This window comes from Paenibacillus sp. Leaf72 (genome assembly GCF_001422685.1).
Taxonomy (GTDB): Bacteria; Bacillota; Bacilli; order Paenibacillales; family Paenibacillaceae; genus Pristimantibacillus.
In genome coordinates, this window is record NZ_LMLV01000034.1 from 168,774 (window position 1) to 185,606 (window position 16,833).

The following is a 16,833-nucleotide window of genomic DNA, read 5'->3' on the forward strand; positions in this document are numbered from 1 at the left end:
TCCTCAATATATGTACACGACATTTCTTTAACTCTCCACATAAAAAGGGCAGGAGTTTTAATTCTCCTGCCCTTCACGTACTAAGCAACTACGATCATATTCTTAGCCTTTATAAGAATACTTTGGGTTTCATCTAAATACTTTTGGACAGCAGCTTCTGCAGTCCGGACATCTTCAGTAGATTTTTCAATTTTTTCGAATGCTACTTTAAATGCGACTTCGGCCCGTTCTTCAAAAGCAGCATCTTTCATATTGTTCTCTTCCTGCATTACTTTCCACTGCTCGTATTTACGCTGAGAAGAAAGAACTTCTACTTTCTTTTCATCGATGGTTTTGAATGCCAGCGTTTTTTGTTTTTCCACTTCAGTCTTTAACTCATTGATTTTATCCAATTCATATTGGATTTTATCGACACGTTCGATAAGAAAATTTATATTAGATGACTCGTTCATGCTCAGCTCCATTAGTTTTTCCAAAGCAAATTTTGCAGCTCCGTTTGACTGACTTGCTGAATTAACTGAACGGTTTGTTTCAATTACTACTGTTAACTTTTCAACTGTAGTAATTACTTGTTCAATTTCTTGTTTAGCAATTTCGACTTCCTGTGAAATTTCCGATAAATCAATTCCCATGTCTTCTGCCATTCCATGTTGAAATTCCTTTAGATCTTCCGGCATCTTTACGGAGCTGTTCACATCATTTTCACTGCATCCTACTAAGCATGCAAAACTAATTGCTGTCACCATCAAAACACTCACTATTTTTTTCATTGTTATTTCCTCCAATTTATTTTTTATTAGTTGATTTCGATACGATTGCTTAAATCATAACTTGGATTTCAGCATTTGCAACTTATCTTACATTGATATCCAAACAAAAAAAGCGTTACTTTAAAAGTACGCTTCTCTTAAGGACCCTGAAAGGTTATTTAATTTCACTTGAAAATTTTAAATTCTAAGATTACCTCAAAATAGTATAACTTCATTTCTATTCGATCGTGTACACAGCCTACATACAACAACTGTCCTCATGTTCGATTAATGAAGTACTACTGTGTTGCCTTCATTTCAAAAGGATAGATAAACTATCGAGTGCCTTTTGAAACGCACAACCACATCCCTTAATTCTCACGAAGAGTCCTTTCACTCGTCTCAAACGTAAGTCCGATGCATTTAATACGAATCTGTCCTCATGTTCATCATGTACACAGAATGAATTAAATACCTATCAGGAATGCTACAAATTAACTCTTATATCCATTTTACAAAAAGCTGAAAATAATGTAAATAGGTAAATCGTATTCTGATTAATTTCACATAATTAGAACTATTAAGTAGATTGATTTACAAAGAAAGTTGATCTAAGGAATCGACGCCCTCACATCTATAGATATTTCCTTTGCGGGTGTTCTTGTCAATATAACATGATCCTGGAGTGAGAGGTTGTTCCACTTTACCTTTAAAGCCGATGTTGATGTTATCTGTAAATTTTACTGCTACACGACCGGGAGTAATTCCCGCTTGCTTTGCTTTCGCCCAAGCAATTGTTCTGCACATTGAACCAGATCTTTCAAATCCTGAATGTTCAACCAACTCGTATTCTTCCGTAACAAGCTTGATAAATACAACGGTCTTCTTAGGATTCATACCGGTTATCATTACATTGATCTCTTCCCCTGCTGTCCGATCAGTTGCACCATCTTGTAAAATCGCAATTTTTCCTTGGATTTTTGCAATAAGCCCTTTTTGGCCTTCAATAAGTTTAACAATCATTCAGACTTTTCTCCTTCATATCTTCAAATTTCACTTTAATGAACCATGAGCCTTCGTAAGATTCTGAACAATCATAAGATAGATTTAATACGTCTAACGTATGACATATAATGCTTTTATAATCGTCAGAAAGGGCATAAGCATAACCATTTGCCCACAATGAATGGAATGCAATATGAAGTGGCAAAAGAAGTTTGCTCAATTTTTTCACTACCCTTTTTTGGATTTGGCTGGCGCAAGTGTAACAGCCCGATCAGGAATCATCGTCGAGATGGCATGTTTAAATAAGAAATGCTGTTTTCCGTTGGATGCATTCAACAGAATTGAATAATTATCAACATGCGAAATTTTACCCTGCAGCTTTTTACCATTCACCAGGAATACATCTATTGTCACTTTACTTTTTCGACACTGCGATAAAAAAGTGTCTTGCTTATCATCAGCATACAATTTATCATCATGCGGAACACAAACTGGAGTAGTAGGATTAATAGTTGCAATCGCATGTTTGTATACAAATGACTGTTTCCCATCAGCATTCATGATGATTGAAAATGTATCAAAATGAACAATTGTCCCGGTCATTGGAACGCCATTATTAAGAAAAAGAGTAATGACTGTTTTATCCTTACGACATTGATTTAAAAAGATATCTTGGAAATTAATTTTGTTATGTTTCATAGACTAGATACCAGCTCCCCTATTATTAGTTCCTCCAGTTTTCGTTTTCCAATATCTCTAATAGTACAACCACATTTTAAAAAGACAACCAAATAGTTGGCGTTGACATGATAATAAGTAAGTTTTATTCATACAGCAAAAAACAGATCAAGAATGATCTGTTCCATGGTTGTCTCTTCAGTTCAGATCACACCATTGAATAAAAACGGATCAGTTATTAACTGCCGAATTCATCCGAATGTTTCCTAAAAATGATTACTCTTTTTTAGTTTTCCTGCAATTCAATCCCCTCTTTCGTATTTTCAGACAGGCCCCTATTTTTATGCTTTGGTGTAAAAAGGTCAATTAACCCCAACCTTATTCCTGCATAACGTATTCTAGCAACAACACGGTCTACAGCAAATGATTCAATTTCTTCAATACGTTCATCACTTTTATTAAGGTGCCCCCATAAAAGATGATTAATTTTAGAAGTAATAACAACGATTACATCTGCTTTATTTACCTTAGCACTTATTAATTCAGTGTTCTCATCAAATGGATTGTGAAAATTCACAGATAGTCCATGTTTCGTCAAACGTGATAAAAAATCATTTTGTGTAATGGAGCCTATAATTAGCACATTAAAATTACCGAAGTAAGGAAAATAGGATTCCTCATTATTTGGGGTGTTGATATGACTTTTCCTTGCAATGACCCCTTTTTCACTAACCTTTTGTCGCAAAATCACATCATCAGAATAAGTTTCTAAGAGGTAGGCATCTCCATCTGCAATTTTCACTTTTGCCGGAAGATCTGACTCACTTGTTTCATCGTAATCTTTTAATGAATATTGCACATTTAACAAACTGTAGAAATACCACTCTTCATTTCTCTTCGTTATATATCCGTAATTTTCTTGTGACCGATCTACATGCTCAGGGCTTATTTTTCTTATCGCTAACGGCTTTCTTGCTATTCTTCTTTTATATAGTGTCAATTTCTGTACTTCTTCTGTGAGTTGATATACTGGATAGTATTGATCAACTGTTTTTATTGATAGCTCTTTTTGTAGTCGTAGCAGCATTGAAACTACTGTTGGATTCGATAGTCTATTTATTGATTCTCGTAATTTTGAATCTGACTTCTTTAAACTAGCAATTTCATCTTCATATTCTTCAAGCCTTGATTCTAGTGATACAATTTTATTTTTATATGACCGCAAACGAGTTTCTTCCGTTAGATCTTTTATTTTTTTTTGATATTGTTTAATCTTTTTAGTCACTTTTTCATATTCGATTTCAGTAACTTTTAATTCTTCTTCTTTATCACTCAATTTTTGTTGAATTGTCATGATTAAATTACTTTTTGATGTTATTTCAGAGTGAGAACTTTCCAACATTCTCTTATTATTTATGAGTTCATTTTGATTGTCCCAAAGTTTTTTAGACTTATCTTTTAACAACTCTTTTGTTACACTGTGGGCCTTACGCTCAACCAGCCCTGCTTGCTTTGCAGCTGCTAAATCCCTTTCTAGTTTCCTAATTTTCCTTTTCATTTCTGCAAGCTCTTTATCGTTAGAAGTATCACTTCTGTTATTTTTACTAGAATCATCGGCATTGCTTCTCTTATCTTTATTAGTATTAAGTGATTGGCTTTTAATTTTTTTTAAAAGCTCGGCCTTTTTTTGCTTTGATTGGTCTTTATCAGGATTCCGGTTTTTATTTCTTTTATCAAATGGATTCATTTTTCTCTCCTTAACAAACAAAATAAAAAGAGCGATAAATCGCTCTCAACTCCTGCTAGTTATGAATAGCATTTCACTTTTTGGCTCTTTAAAAAACTAGCAATTCTAAGAGGAAAACTTGAAATTAAACCACATTGACAATTGTACCACAAAATAAAAATGAATTGAATTATATAAGGCAATAAGGCGAAGAGGGGAATCAGGGATTTGCAGGACAATGGCCAACCTACTCATTTGCAGCATTTATTAACACTTCAGGCTATCAAAAAGTTCATAATAAAGATGAGGGTTCTGGAGGGTTGAATATAATTTGTTTAGCAACTCTTGTTCAGATATACACTTCTCATCAGTGAGCTTCTGCAGCTGATCTAAATAAATATTGCACAGATTCATAACCTGGGTATTTCCATCCGGGATATTCATGATTTCAATGCAATTCCTAAAACCTTTAAAGAACGAAGCAATGCTAGAATCAGCTACATAATAAGAGAGACTGTCATTTTGATCATACAATGTAGAATTGACAACGTTCCTAGCTCCTATAGAGATAACTGTCCCACTGAGCTGCGCCCACCAATGTCGCCAAAATTGAATTTCATAAAGAAAAATTCTATCATGATTTTTTGTACCATCAACCTTATTTAAAGGTTGATGCTTAGAATTTTCGACACTGATGCACTCTTGATGCGTATATAGTAATTGCGCATAACGTTCAATCAATAGTTCACAAATCATAATTAAATTGATTACATCACATAATTGAAACCGAATATTAAAATGCTGTGGTTGTCCAATTAAAAATTTACGATCTAATAGAAAGCTACCAACAGCTTTTTCTTTTTTAAACTTTTCTAACGAAACGATTTTACTGGATTGCATAAAATTAATACCTTCCTAACAGACTGATTTCTTTAATCAACTGATATTCCTCTAAATGAATGATCAAATCGAAGTACTTCACTTGAAGATCGAGAATGAGATTCTCATCATGCCCTTTTAAATGTAAGCAACTAGCTATTGTTCCTTGCATGGACAGGTCTTTTAAATACTCCACAATATTAATCATATGTTCCCTTTGAACATCATCAATTACAAAAAAATGATTCTTACAGGCTTGTTTGAGAGGATTAGATGAATAATAGAAAGATTTCGTTGATAAGTCTAAGGTAGTTGCCAGTCGGACTAAATCAGATGGGTAAATCTCATATTCCGTAATCGCGCCTCTCCCAACATAAGCAAATTTCTCCTCTTGAGCGGTCATAGAAATAAGTTCTTTTAAAAGTAGCGTCTTCCCTCTACCCATATCGGCAGCAACCAGAATGTTGCGTTTATTTCGGATGCAATCAATAATTATTTCTGAAATTTCCTGGTTCGCTCCCCATTGATATAAAATCTCAAGTTGATCCTTCGGATACTTATCTACCAAATGTATCAAATCTCCCTCCAAAACCTTAGTAGTATGAAAGTAAACACATCCTTATCTATCCTATATCTGAAATTTATTTTTACAAGGCGGAATGTCCCGTTGATTATGATTCTATACTGAACCATCTTCCATCAGGAAACTTCTTATTTGCTACAACCGAACAATCTTTACAAAAGTACATTACTCCCGTTTTTAAGACCCTATCCGGTGATAATCGGTCCGCCACATAACTGATTTCTGAAGACGGATCTTCGAATTCTTTCAAACAATTTGAGCACATTTCAAAATCATCAATATATTCATCGCATGACGAATGCAGATCATAATCATCATCAATTTTCTCATGGTCGTCCTCTAGCTTGCACCATCTTCCATGGGGGAAATTCCTATGAGCTGAAGATGAACAATTTTCACAGTAGTACCGCACCCCAGTCTTCCGAACTCCATCAGAAGAAAAACGATCCACCACAAAGTGTATCTCTGCAGCTGGATCTTTAAATTTAATAGAACAGCCTGAACAAAATTCATCTTCATCAAAGATGTTACTATCATTTCCACCAATGTCTGCAGTTATAGTACTCTCCCTCCCATCGTTCCTGTTACTCGTTCCGTAAAACTTTATTGCTAATAACGATGAAACCCCAATTCTAAAGAAAACTGACTTCTGAGTTCATCCATCGTTTTCCCAACCATTTCAGATCTGCCAATTGCTAAAGCATAAGCATCTATAACAGGCTGCACTTCTTTGTTACGTACAACTTCATCAGATACTTCAACTAGAATTCGCCGGCAATATTTTTTTGGCTTGGGTACAACGGGTAAATATTTATCATCATACAGGACTACCATTCTTTGTTCGACTTTAACTTTCGCCATTCTTAAATCCCCTTATCTATTTATGAAAAATTTCATATTTGATATTTAGACGTGTTCTAAACAATAATCATAAGAAAGAATCATTATTATGTTGATTGTTCATACCAGGATTCACGAACATTATAACGCTTTCTTTTTTCATCGAATTTAGGTTCAAACTTTAGACACTGAAGTACTTGTGTACTCGAATCCCTCTCGAATAAATGTCGATAAATAATCTCCATTTTGTTATTAATAGATACTTCAGTAATAGTGTTTATCATCCAACCGTTGTTAGATGGAATAATGGATATTATGACTTCTAAAGATGCGGCAACAATCTGCTGGAGCATCCTTTCATAATGTGGAAGATTTAAATGATCTTCAACAGGCATCAGTTTCGCCAAACGTTCTATAGCATTTTTGGCATCATCTGAAACATACGTACTCATGCCACCGTTATGCCCTTTTGAAAGTATTTCTAGATATTCTTCAATTTCATCTCCTCGAATTTCAGACATGATAATCCGATCCGTTTGCATGTTAACCGCTGTTTGAATGAGATCAATTTTATCCTTACTCGAATTTGCATACCAAACAGGCGTATTTGTCCGGCCAATATCTAACGGTAGTTTGCTTTCTATTACTATCATTCTCTCTGCTTCAGGAACAATATCACCTAGTGCATTTAGTAATTGGATCTTATTCACATTACGAGGTCCTGTAACAAGAATATTAACCCTGGCCCTTACCGCAATACGTAAAAACCAAGCAGCTGCTAAATCAAGATGCTCTTTCATAACAAGAATCCCTAAGGAATCATTCATAAAATACTCACTCCACCTTCATTTTCTGTACTTAATGATTTACAGTACCACTTAATCACTTTTAGACTTTCCAGTTATAGCTTTTCTAAATCCACCATTTATTGCTTTTGGCGGCATAGCCATACATTGAGCCAATATCTCTGAAAAAGAAGCCTCATTCTGCACAAATGGCCTGATTGGCTGCACAGGTGGCTTTCTGATCACAATTAAATGGTCAGATATTTTCATGACAGTCATCTCCTTTTCATTAACATCGAGGACCTATTTTTGTTACTTGTTATGTTTTAATAGAATTCAAAATACGGTAATTAATATTGTACACCATGATTTACATATGCGAAAGAGTTTACCTTAATGGTCTGATGCACAAATAATAAAAAAAGAACCTTCATGTTCCTGAAGGTTCCATTACATCAGATGAAGAGCCCTTTAGCTCAATTGTACAAAGAGTATCATTGTGATTACCGCCATGAGCAATCATTAGGATCTTTTTCATTTCAAAACCACGCGTTATTCCAATTCCCTGGGTATTCCACCCAAAACAAATAACTTTTCCTCTTGGTTTTACGATCCTTGCAATTTCAATTTTAAGCTTGGACCAAAAAGAACTTTGAGTCGTTTCTTTTCCTTTGATTTTCAGTCCTATCCCTTGATAGCACTCCTTGATTTGTCTAGCGCTGTATGGCGGATCAAAAAGTACCCCATCTACTGAATTATCATCAAACAACTTAAGAAATTCAAGCGCATCCAAGTGAAAGTTTGTATCGTATTCTGAATTGAGATCATTCGTAATCTTAGCCCATTTACTATTATTCGCAAACGGGTCAATCCATAATTCGTCAGACTGAATCTCATTTGAAAGCATACTTCGAACAGGAGCCATGCTAAAGGTGTTTTTATTTGGCATACACCATGCACGTTCGAATTGTATACTATCCGATTTTGTTTTAATCTATAAATGGTCTAGTTGTTTTTTCATTTAGAATTCCTCCTTTGTTCAATTTGAACTCATTATATAATTGCACTTAAGAAAGACAAGACCATACTGTCATTTGAGAACTAATTTAACGGAATTAAATGAGCTCGGAGAGAATCGAACTCTCATCAGTTGGTTTTAGAGGCCACTGTCTATAGGCCAATAGCGAGCCCTAATTAGAATAGCTGCTGCTGCTGTTTTAGTTTTGAATATGTTAAGGGAAGATGGGATCGTTTGTACCTTTTGCTATTGTAACATCTCAATTGCTTTATCAAGCGCGCCGGTCCCGCCAAATCCCGAATGATAATTAATTTTCTTTCCTAGTTTTTCAGCCATCTCCCTTACAACCCACATAGACTGATGTTTAAGAGCTCCTTCAAGAAGAATAATTACATCAGCTTTATTAACGAGTTTACGAAACGCCGTTTCTACTCGCCCGCCGCCAGTTTTGCCATTATGATGTTCTACTTTAACCCCTCTCTTTGCTCCTAACTTTTTGAATGTATCGGATTGCATGCCTCCAATAATAACCACAGTTTTCATAGTTGTTTCTCCTCTAATGTATCTGGATTCAGGATCTAATACCCCGTTGAAATAATCTTAACTCCAGAATTAAAAATGACAAGAGAACTACGGTAGATTGAAGGCACTCTCCTAATTAAGTATTTCTATGTTCAATTTGAAGCTTGTCTGCTATTAGAGCTATGAATTCCGAATTCGTTGGTTTTGATCTGTTGATGTTGGTTGGATAGCCAAATATCCTGCTTATGGCATCCAAATTTCCTCGTGTCCACGCAAGTTCGATGGCGTGACGAATGGCCCTCTCTACTCGGGAAGGAGTAGTGGCATAATTTTCTGCAATTCTCGGGTACAGGATAGTAGTAATTCCATTAATAACTTCTAAATTATGATATACCATCGAAATTCCATCTCTTAAATATTTATAACCTTTGATATGAGGTGGAATACCTATTTCATGCATAATACTAGTGATATTCATATCCAAATCCTTTGATTTGTCGATCGGATTTATGAATAATCGTTTACTTTGCCGAACAGTAGTGGTTGTTTTCGTAGTCGTAGTAGGTATTGGAATACAAAGTTCTCTTACTCTCTGAATCAATATCTCCATATCGAAAGGCTTTAAGATATAATACGATGCTCCTAAATGAACAGCTTTATGAGTAACATTTTCTTGGCCAAATGCAGTCAACATGATTACCTTTGGCATGGGAGATAATTGAGATTCTTTTAATTTTTCCATAACACCAAGACCATCTAAAACCGGCATAATAATATCTAATATAAGTACATCTGGAGCTAACGCTGAGTCATCCAGGAGTTGCAATACCTGCTCCCCATTATATGCAACTCCAGTCACAGTCATATCCTCTTGTTCAGAAATATATTCATACAACAATTCAACAATCTCTTTGTTATCATCCGCTAACATAACCTTAATTTTCTTCATAATAAATCCTCCCTGATTGAAAGATATTCACATTATAAATTATTCGACATTTTTCGTCAAATACAAGATGTCGAATAATATTCGATGCGAATATGCTTTTCTGGATCAATTAGTTAACATAAAGCTGGGGCTCTATCCCCCTAGCCAACAGCATCTTCCGTGATCGGCTACCGTCAGCCCCTCTAACCGGTCGAGCTAGATCAGTGCTTCTGGAAGAACAAGTAGCACGCCCGCAAATTCATCGTGCAGCAAAAACCAGACCATGTAGCTTAATTCGCCGGTGCTGGCGGTTTATTTTCAATGCAGCCAAAAGAAAATAAACAGATAAAAGCCCATGAGCAGCGGCCTATTGCTGCTCATGGGCTTAAAATTACTGTACTCGGATAGAAAGAGAACATTTGGATAGTCTTAGTATAAATTTAATTCGGATAAGTTTCAAGTAAATCTTGGTATACACTAAGATTTTGTGCGATTAATCATACTACTAAGGAACCCTAAAAGATTCTTTCTTTCTTCGTTTGTTAGGAGCTCAGCATAATCTGCTATTTTCACTACGTCTAAAGAGTACCTTTTATTTTCTTCCTCGAAAAATTGACTCATGCTAATATTTAAAGCAGTACAAATTTTCATAAGACTGGCAACTGATGTCTTATGAGTATCTTTTTCAATATCAATGATAAGGGATTTTGAGACTCCGCATTCCTTTGCCAATTCACCCTGAGTTAATCCCTGAAGGTTTCGTAGATATTTAACTTTCTCTCCAATTTTCACATCCAGTCCCCCGATACAAGACTTATTGCTATATCATATTCGTATGTTCTAATAATACCATGAACTTCCTGCACACAAGTAATTACAAAAAAAAGCGGGTGAATTATTCACCCACTTTTTCAACTTTTCTTTTCATCTCGACTGGTAAAGGCAACATCACTTCAAACAAAATACAGTCTTCAACTTGGGAGACCATAACGGCACCCGAATATTCTGCAACACTTTCATTAACGATCGCTAATCCTAGCCCTGAGTGCTCTCCTTTTTTCTTTGAGTACCCAGGTTTGAAAACTAGATTAGTATCTTCAAGTGTACCCTTGTTTTTTACCATCAAAAACAATTTACCATGGGCTACACGACCTTGAACTTCTATCCAACGATCATCCCCTGATTTGTTGCCGGCCTCCTCTAAAGCATTATCAATAAGATTTCCTAATATTTTCACATAATCGGTCGCTCTAAAACCAAACTCTAGGCGATCCATATTTAAAAATTGATGAGAAAAGCGAATATTCCTTTTTTTAGCGATTGAGATTTTAGTTTGTATTAACGACGATAGGACTAAATTTCCAATATTGATGATGTCATTAGTGAGGCTTATTTCGCCTATTAATTCCATCATGTAATTTTGGGCTTGCTCGTATTCCTCCTTATCAAGCAACCCTTTTATCACCATTACATGGTTTAAAAAATCATGTCGTTGCGACCTAATATTATTAAACATCTTATATATATCTTCATTATCTGTATTATGAGTTGAAGTTTCTTCGTTTTGATTGAATTTTCGAATCAATTGAGAATAGATCCAGAATAATATCATATGATAGAGAATAATACAGCTTATAATTACCCATAAGCCGGATAGAAAACCTTCCCCTCTATTTGGAATTGTTACGATATTATCAAAGGATATTTCGAAAAGAATAGGAATTAATATGTTGTTGCTCACGTTGTGTCAAACCTCCTTAAGCAAACCTGTAATACATAATTCTCATAATATGTAAACTATGAGTTACTTTTAGAAAGAGTATATTCACTCATCTATAAGAAGCGAACGTTCTCAAAATAATTCAACTCCCTACAAGAAATTCGTTAGAATTAATTTGATTTGAACTGATTCTTTAGTTTGAAAAGCCCTCCTCAAATCTCAGTATTCTCATAATTTTATTGTAACTGAGCATAATGGTTTTACAAGTGGAAATCAAAGTCTTCTAGCTTTTTAGCCATTATTTTTTTACAATTTGCATCAACAATCATCTTCCTTCCCATATTCTAAAACACAAATATATTATAAGGTCCCTTTTAATATTTACAAGTTGAATGTAACTATCATTTAAAACTCAATCGATTGGTATAAATACAAAGTTATGTAAGAGATCCGAAACCGCCCCCGCTCTACACCATACTCCCATACTAGAGATGCTTAATTTAAGCATCTTATACAAGGTATGCAGATCCTGGTTTGAATCGCTGCGAGCCAGGAGTCATATGCACTACTAACGCGAGACGACTAGCCGCCTCCGTTGTACCCAATTGAGAAAGGATAGCGCGCTGGATATGAGCTGCAGCGTAGATGTTCAGCCCTGTCCGTCTACGGCGTCTTGCTCAAGTCCAGGCTGCCCGCCCCCGCTACGCAGAAGCACCTGAGTTGCCTTATGACATCCCTTAGGCCCAAAAACCTCTCAATCGTCTTATTAGGAGACAATTGAGAGGTTCCTGCGCTTATTATACCTTGCTAAAAATTATTATTAAGGACGGAGCAGCTTTTGATAACCTTCTATTTGTTGTATTTCACCATCGAAGTGTCTGCGTACCTTGTAGATACCATATACCCTACCTTCTTTAATGATCTCTGTTATTACTCCTAGCCAAGGACCAGGTGGAGCCTCGGACCCGTTCCAACAACTAAATCTAACTTCTGTACCCACTGTAGGTTTAATAAAATATGGTTTTTCAGTCTTCATTTCCTCAGTAATCCAGAACCTATTCGCTGCAAGCCCCCTTTTCTTTCGATGTTTATTGTAAGCAGAACGTGATAAGTAAACAACGACCTCAAAGCTATCGTCAATCCACGGATTTACAATGGCCCAATCTAAGGGATCATCGGATCTCCGCGGTTTTATCCAATGTTGCAAAACATCAGGAAGCTCGTTTATTTCACATCCGCATAAAAATGCTAATTGACTTGGACTTGTAGGTCTAAAAAGAACAGCTACTAGAGCTTCGCTACCACTTTTTACACAACGATAGGTATATTTTTCTCCTTTCACCTCAGTATATAATTTAATCTGAGAATGACGAAGGTCTCTAAAATGAGGTTCTTTCAAATTTAATGTTTTAAAACGAATATTTGTTGAATCATCTCCTACTGAAGTAGAAATAATTGCATCTTTATTATTTTGCACACTGTTTAAAAACCACGTGAAAATTTTATCCTTACTAAGATAATATTCACGCTTCATGGCCAACTGAAGCATCATGACGTAATTATAACGAGCAATGTAGCGCTGGTCATACAATAATTGTTCGGCCGATCCGATTTGTGTAGCCTTAACACTTTGCAATTGTACAGCATGTTCTTGTAAGTCTGAATCCTCTTTGTTCAAACGGGAACTATCCATGAAACTTAAAAAATGTACTCCTGTTAAATCCGATGGCGAAACATCTAACCTCATAATACTTTCTTTTTTATATTTACTGATGTGATCTAGCGACACTAAGAATTTATTACTCGAATCATGGGCTGATACTAGATTCAAATAACGCTCTGAAACCATAGAGCAATATCGTTGCTCGATCCATAAATTATCTCCATTTGACTTATTCTTCAAGAAAGGAGCTATCCCCTCAAAACTGGCATCTTTAACGGATACCTTGGAAGCGACTAACGGCAAATAATTACGAACTACTAAATGCTCAACTCCTTTGATTAATGCATCATTGACATGCAGCATCTCTCCTGTATAAGAAAGTTCTTTAGTCTTAAAGCCCTTAGCAAAAAACTTATCCCTTATCAGCTCAAACATCATTACCAGCCATATTATCTCACTCTCACTTAGTTCATTCAGTTGCATTCGTGGTACGGACTGTTTTTTATGAACAACCAGGCCTTGTTCTTTATGAGGAGGTATGTAGGCCTCATCGTCAATGTATGTAACATTGAGCAAGGAATAAGGAAAGTGATTTTCATCAATCCTCTTAAATACCGATCTTGCTTTACTCCTGGCACGTGATTTATGCCGTTCCAAAGGATTTATAACCTTTTCTTTATCTGTAAGGATTGAAATCGTTTGACCATTTCGAATTGCAAAGGCAAAGAATGAATCATCAGCTTTAGGATCGCGAATAAAATTCAAGGAAATACCATTTCGCATCTTAGTTGCTTCTTCTATGAGACTATTGATATTCCAGTACTCATGTATCGTTTTATAATAAGAAGGAGTATCATCATCCGGTTCTCCTTGTAGAAATTGATACACCGATAGGTTTACCATTGAGCGAAGGGCATCCCTCCTTAAAAAGGCTATGTTGCCCGGATCTTGAATTGCTTGAAAAATACCTGGTTCATTAATTTCATAATGCTGCATTGCCTCTAACATGGAGTTAATAAAATCCTTTTTAAGTAATCTAATTTCTTCCATTTCAAGAATTGAATAAATTTGGCGACATTGTTGTAAGTATTCTGTCATGCCTGCAAAGTCATCTAAAATGGATTGGACTGTGAAGGTTCGTTCTTTAAGATATATTCTGACATAATGGTCAAGCATCATAATCGTAGTAAGACAAGTCGGATCAATCTTTAAAGATTCGGATAGAGACTGGTTATTTTTATAGACATCCCAATCATCCTTGTTATAGTCTCTTATTTCTGGATTAACACCCGTTATTTTTATCCATAGATCTAAAGCTTCAATGATTTGTTTCATTTGTAACACTCCGATCATTATTTTCATTCCAATAACACTCATTAAAGAAATCATGAGCAATATTGTTTTCCATCATTACATATATGGCATCATCTGTATCAGGATCGAATTTGTATTTTGCAAGCAGCTCATCAAACTGCTCATGTGACCATCTTTCCTTACCCTCGTTAAACACTGTAATAAAATATTTGCTCGTATCTAATTTAGTTATGGGGAAGCATCTACATTTGACTGACTTCTTTTTCTTGGAGTCCCACGTGAACTACCAACCACCTAAGAGGTGGCGGCTTCTTGGTCAATAGAGCTACTGCTCTAAGGATGGTGTTTTGGATAGGGTGCAGGACTTGATTCGTCCAGTGAATGGACGGTGCAGCTTGATACGAATTTTACTTTTTAGTTTCGGAATTCGTAGAAATCCATCCTGGGCGGAAATCGTTCCTTTTTGGTTATTCGTTGTGTAGCTATTGTTATTCGTCTTCTTGCTCTTATACTTTGGAAAGCCAGCCTTTGGATCACGAAAAAAGTTCTTATACGCCTTGTCTAAGTTCAGTTGAGCGTTGGCAAGCGCAAGACTATCCACTTCTTTCAGCCAATCAAATTTCTTTTTGTATGGAGCAGGTGTATTCTTGAGCATCGTTTCCGTTTCTTTGTAATGGTTAATCTTGTCTGCAAGCATCCGATTGTAGATGAATCGAACAGAGCCGAACGTTTTCGCCAAGTAAAGTTGCTGTTCCCTATTCGGATAGATGCGATACTTGTAGGCTTTCAGCAATTCCGTTCATCCTTTCCTGAAGCGTGATTTTGTAGGTTGGTTGATTGGACTCAAATATCTCTTTCGGGAGTCAAAGTAGATCAGACTGTTCCCATTCATCCCCCACTTTAGAAGATGGGGAATTCTGAAAACTAACGGTTAAAAAAGTGTTTACCTTCTACTAAAATGCCAAATTGAAAGCGAAAGACTTTCCCACAACTATATTCATAAGTTCCGTATATAACTTTGAGGGTTTTATTTCCGCATGAGCAAACTGTACGACCAGGTGTGTTTGGTCTACGTTTCCCTTTACGTACAAGCGGCTGACCCAAATAATCATAAAGCAAAAAATCGCCACCTCCCTATAGGACTCTATAATTTAATTTTATTACATAAACAAAAAATGACTAGCTAACAAGAAAAGACCGACTTGATATACAAGGCGGTCTTTTCTTAAAACTATGGCGGTCAAACGTTACGGTTGGATACTAGAATACAGGTCATCTGTGCTTATACACTTTGTGCTTCCTAATCATCTATACGCAGATTCGCAGTACCGTCGCTCTGATGCTGGTGTGTGCCGATCTCTGGTAGCAGTTCCATTAAATCGGGCGGTTGCAACAGTTCGATAGGAGACTTTCCTTTATCAAATAGAAAAGAGTCTCCTTCGATGACGACTACATAACGGCCATTATGTTTGGCAAAATGTAGCTTTGTGCCAAACTCCGCTAACAGCCCCTTAACCATTACGCTATCAAGTTTGAATGTAAACGGCAAATCAGGCTTTTGATCTACAAGCGCGGCCGATGCCGATGCCACCTGATCCAGAGACCAATATTCATGAATATCACGTTTCTCGCTATGGGCCCATACTTCAATCGCATTTGCTTCCTCATGCCGCTCGGTGCTCTCCGTCACACCATCCCACTTGTCGTCCATATATTGCTGCACCATACCCAGCAGCTGGTCGCTCATCACTTCTGGAAGAGGTTTTTCATACGATACGAATTTTAGAAAGTCCTCAAAATAACGGGCATGCGAAGCCTGATGTATCTTCAGTTCCCAATACTCCAGCATTCCCGCTTCAGGCATATGAGGATATTGAATGGACTTAATGCTGCGTGCACTAATCGCCATTTCCACTTGCGATATCAAATTGCGTTCATCAGAAATGCGAGCGATATTTGGTTCAAAATCACATTTTAATAGGAATAAAAAGGGCTCGTCAAAATAAGTATTCAGCTTCGTTCTAGCGATAATAAATGCACCACCGCGCACTGCGCTTGCATCCATATAAATCTGTACCAGTTCGTCAGCAATACCGATATAACGCTCTTTATTTTCTGCGTCGCGTAGGCGCTGGAACAAATTGTAGTTCGGATTGCTGTTCAGCTCATAGCCAGGTTCGATCATGAAGCGCCCGATTTTAGTCGGTGGATTTTCTGAGTTTGGGTTCCGCTCTACTTTACGTTTAACGATACGGGCAAACTCTCCATCTAAAAAGCGCTTAATCTCGCTACCTTCATAGTCCTCTTCCTCCATCGTCTGATAGTGCTTAAAACGTTTGGAGGAGCTACTGTCCTCTCCTTCAGTAACGATGACAAAAAACGATAAATACTCCATCATAAAATCCATTCTATGGCCCTCCTCT

At 36.4% G+C, this 16,833-nt stretch carries 17 protein-coding genes; all 17 read right to left on the reverse strand.

The features are described from left to right. Positions 1-80: 80 nt before the first annotated feature. Positions 81-770 (reverse strand): hypothetical protein, encoded by a 690-nt coding sequence (locus tag ASF12_RS29955; RefSeq protein ID WP_056042476.1) that lies wholly within the window; start codon positions 768-770, stop codon positions 81-83. Between the two features lie 573 nt (positions 771-1,343). Next, a complete protein-coding gene (locus ASF12_RS29960; protein WP_056042478.1) occupies positions 1,344-1,772 on the reverse strand; it encodes a hypothetical protein in 429 nt (142 codons plus the stop codon). A 210-nt stretch (positions 1,773-1,982) separates the two neighbouring features. After that, positions 1,983-2,453 (reverse strand): RNA chaperone Hfq, encoded by a 471-nt coding sequence (hfq, locus tag ASF12_RS36400; protein WP_056042479.1) that lies wholly within the window; start codon positions 2,451-2,453, stop codon positions 1,983-1,985. 265 nt (positions 2,454-2,718) lie between these two features. After that, positions 2,719-4,179 carry a hypothetical protein gene (locus tag ASF12_RS29970; protein ID WP_056042481.1) on the reverse strand — a complete coding sequence of 487 codons (1,461 nt, stop codon included), beginning with the start codon at positions 4,177-4,179 and terminating at the stop codon, positions 2,719-2,721. 246 nt (positions 4,180-4,425) lie between these two features. After that, positions 4,426-5,058, reverse strand: coding sequence for a hypothetical protein (locus tag ASF12_RS29975; RefSeq protein WP_056042483.1), 633 nt, complete (start codon positions 5,056-5,058; stop codon positions 4,426-4,428). Positions 5,059-5,062: 4 nt separating this feature from the next. Then, a complete protein-coding gene (locus ASF12_RS29980) occupies positions 5,063-5,605 on the reverse strand; it encodes a hypothetical protein (protein WP_155973556.1) in 543 nt (180 codons plus the stop codon). Between the two features lie 624 nt (positions 5,606-6,229). Next, positions 6,230-6,481, reverse strand: a complete 252-nt coding sequence (locus ASF12_RS29990) for a hypothetical protein (RefSeq protein ID WP_056042488.1) — start codon at positions 6,479-6,481, stop codon at positions 6,230-6,232. A gap of 86 nt (positions 6,482-6,567) precedes the next feature. Continuing rightward, positions 6,568-7,287 carry an ATPase, T2SS/T4P/T4SS family gene (locus tag ASF12_RS29995; RefSeq protein ID WP_056042490.1) on the reverse strand — a complete coding sequence of 240 codons (720 nt, stop codon included), beginning with the start codon at positions 7,285-7,287 and terminating at the stop codon, positions 6,568-6,570. A 51-nt stretch (positions 7,288-7,338) separates the two neighbouring features. Beyond that, complete coding sequence (locus ASF12_RS34790) at positions 7,339-7,515, reverse strand: hypothetical protein (RefSeq protein ID WP_155973558.1); 177 nt, start codon at positions 7,513-7,515, stop codon at positions 7,339-7,341. A gap of 160 nt (positions 7,516-7,675) precedes the next feature. After that, positions 7,676-8,194 carry a hypothetical protein gene (locus ASF12_RS30000; protein WP_056042492.1) on the reverse strand — a complete coding sequence of 173 codons (519 nt, stop codon included), beginning with the start codon at positions 8,192-8,194 and terminating at the stop codon, positions 7,676-7,678. Between the two features lie 315 nt (positions 8,195-8,509). Continuing rightward, the gene (locus ASF12_RS30005) at positions 8,510-8,806 is read right to left on the reverse strand and encodes a DUF2325 domain-containing protein (protein WP_056042496.1); all 297 of its coding nucleotides are present in this window, start codon (positions 8,804-8,806) and stop codon (positions 8,510-8,512) included. A 115-nt stretch (positions 8,807-8,921) separates the two neighbouring features. Beyond that, positions 8,922-9,734, reverse strand: coding sequence for a sporulation transcription factor Spo0A (gene spo0A / locus ASF12_RS30010; RefSeq protein ID WP_056042499.1), 813 nt, complete (start codon positions 9,732-9,734; stop codon positions 8,922-8,924). Positions 9,735-10,190: 456 nt separating this feature from the next. Then, positions 10,191-10,505 carry a helix-turn-helix domain-containing protein gene (locus tag ASF12_RS30015; protein WP_056042501.1) on the reverse strand — a complete coding sequence of 105 codons (315 nt, stop codon included), beginning with the start codon at positions 10,503-10,505 and terminating at the stop codon, positions 10,191-10,193. A 103-nt stretch (positions 10,506-10,608) separates the two neighbouring features. Continuing rightward, positions 10,609-11,454, reverse strand: a complete 846-nt coding sequence (locus tag ASF12_RS30020; protein ID WP_056042503.1) for a sensor histidine kinase — start codon at positions 11,452-11,454, stop codon at positions 10,609-10,611. A 799-nt stretch (positions 11,455-12,253) separates the two neighbouring features. Continuing rightward, positions 12,254-14,431 (reverse strand): hypothetical protein, encoded by a 2,178-nt coding sequence (locus ASF12_RS30025; RefSeq protein ID WP_155973561.1) that lies wholly within the window; start codon positions 14,429-14,431, stop codon positions 12,254-12,256. 304 nt (positions 14,432-14,735) lie between these two features. Beyond that, positions 14,736-15,203: a helix-turn-helix domain-containing protein gene (locus ASF12_RS30030; protein WP_200931689.1), complete on the reverse strand. Its 468-nt coding sequence runs from the start codon at positions 15,201-15,203 to the stop codon at positions 14,736-14,738. A gap of 507 nt (positions 15,204-15,710) precedes the next feature. Continuing rightward, a complete protein-coding gene (locus ASF12_RS30035) occupies positions 15,711-16,817 on the reverse strand; it encodes a DUF3900 domain-containing protein (RefSeq protein ID WP_081419126.1) in 1,107 nt (368 codons plus the stop codon). Positions 16,818-16,833 lie beyond the last annotated feature (16 nt).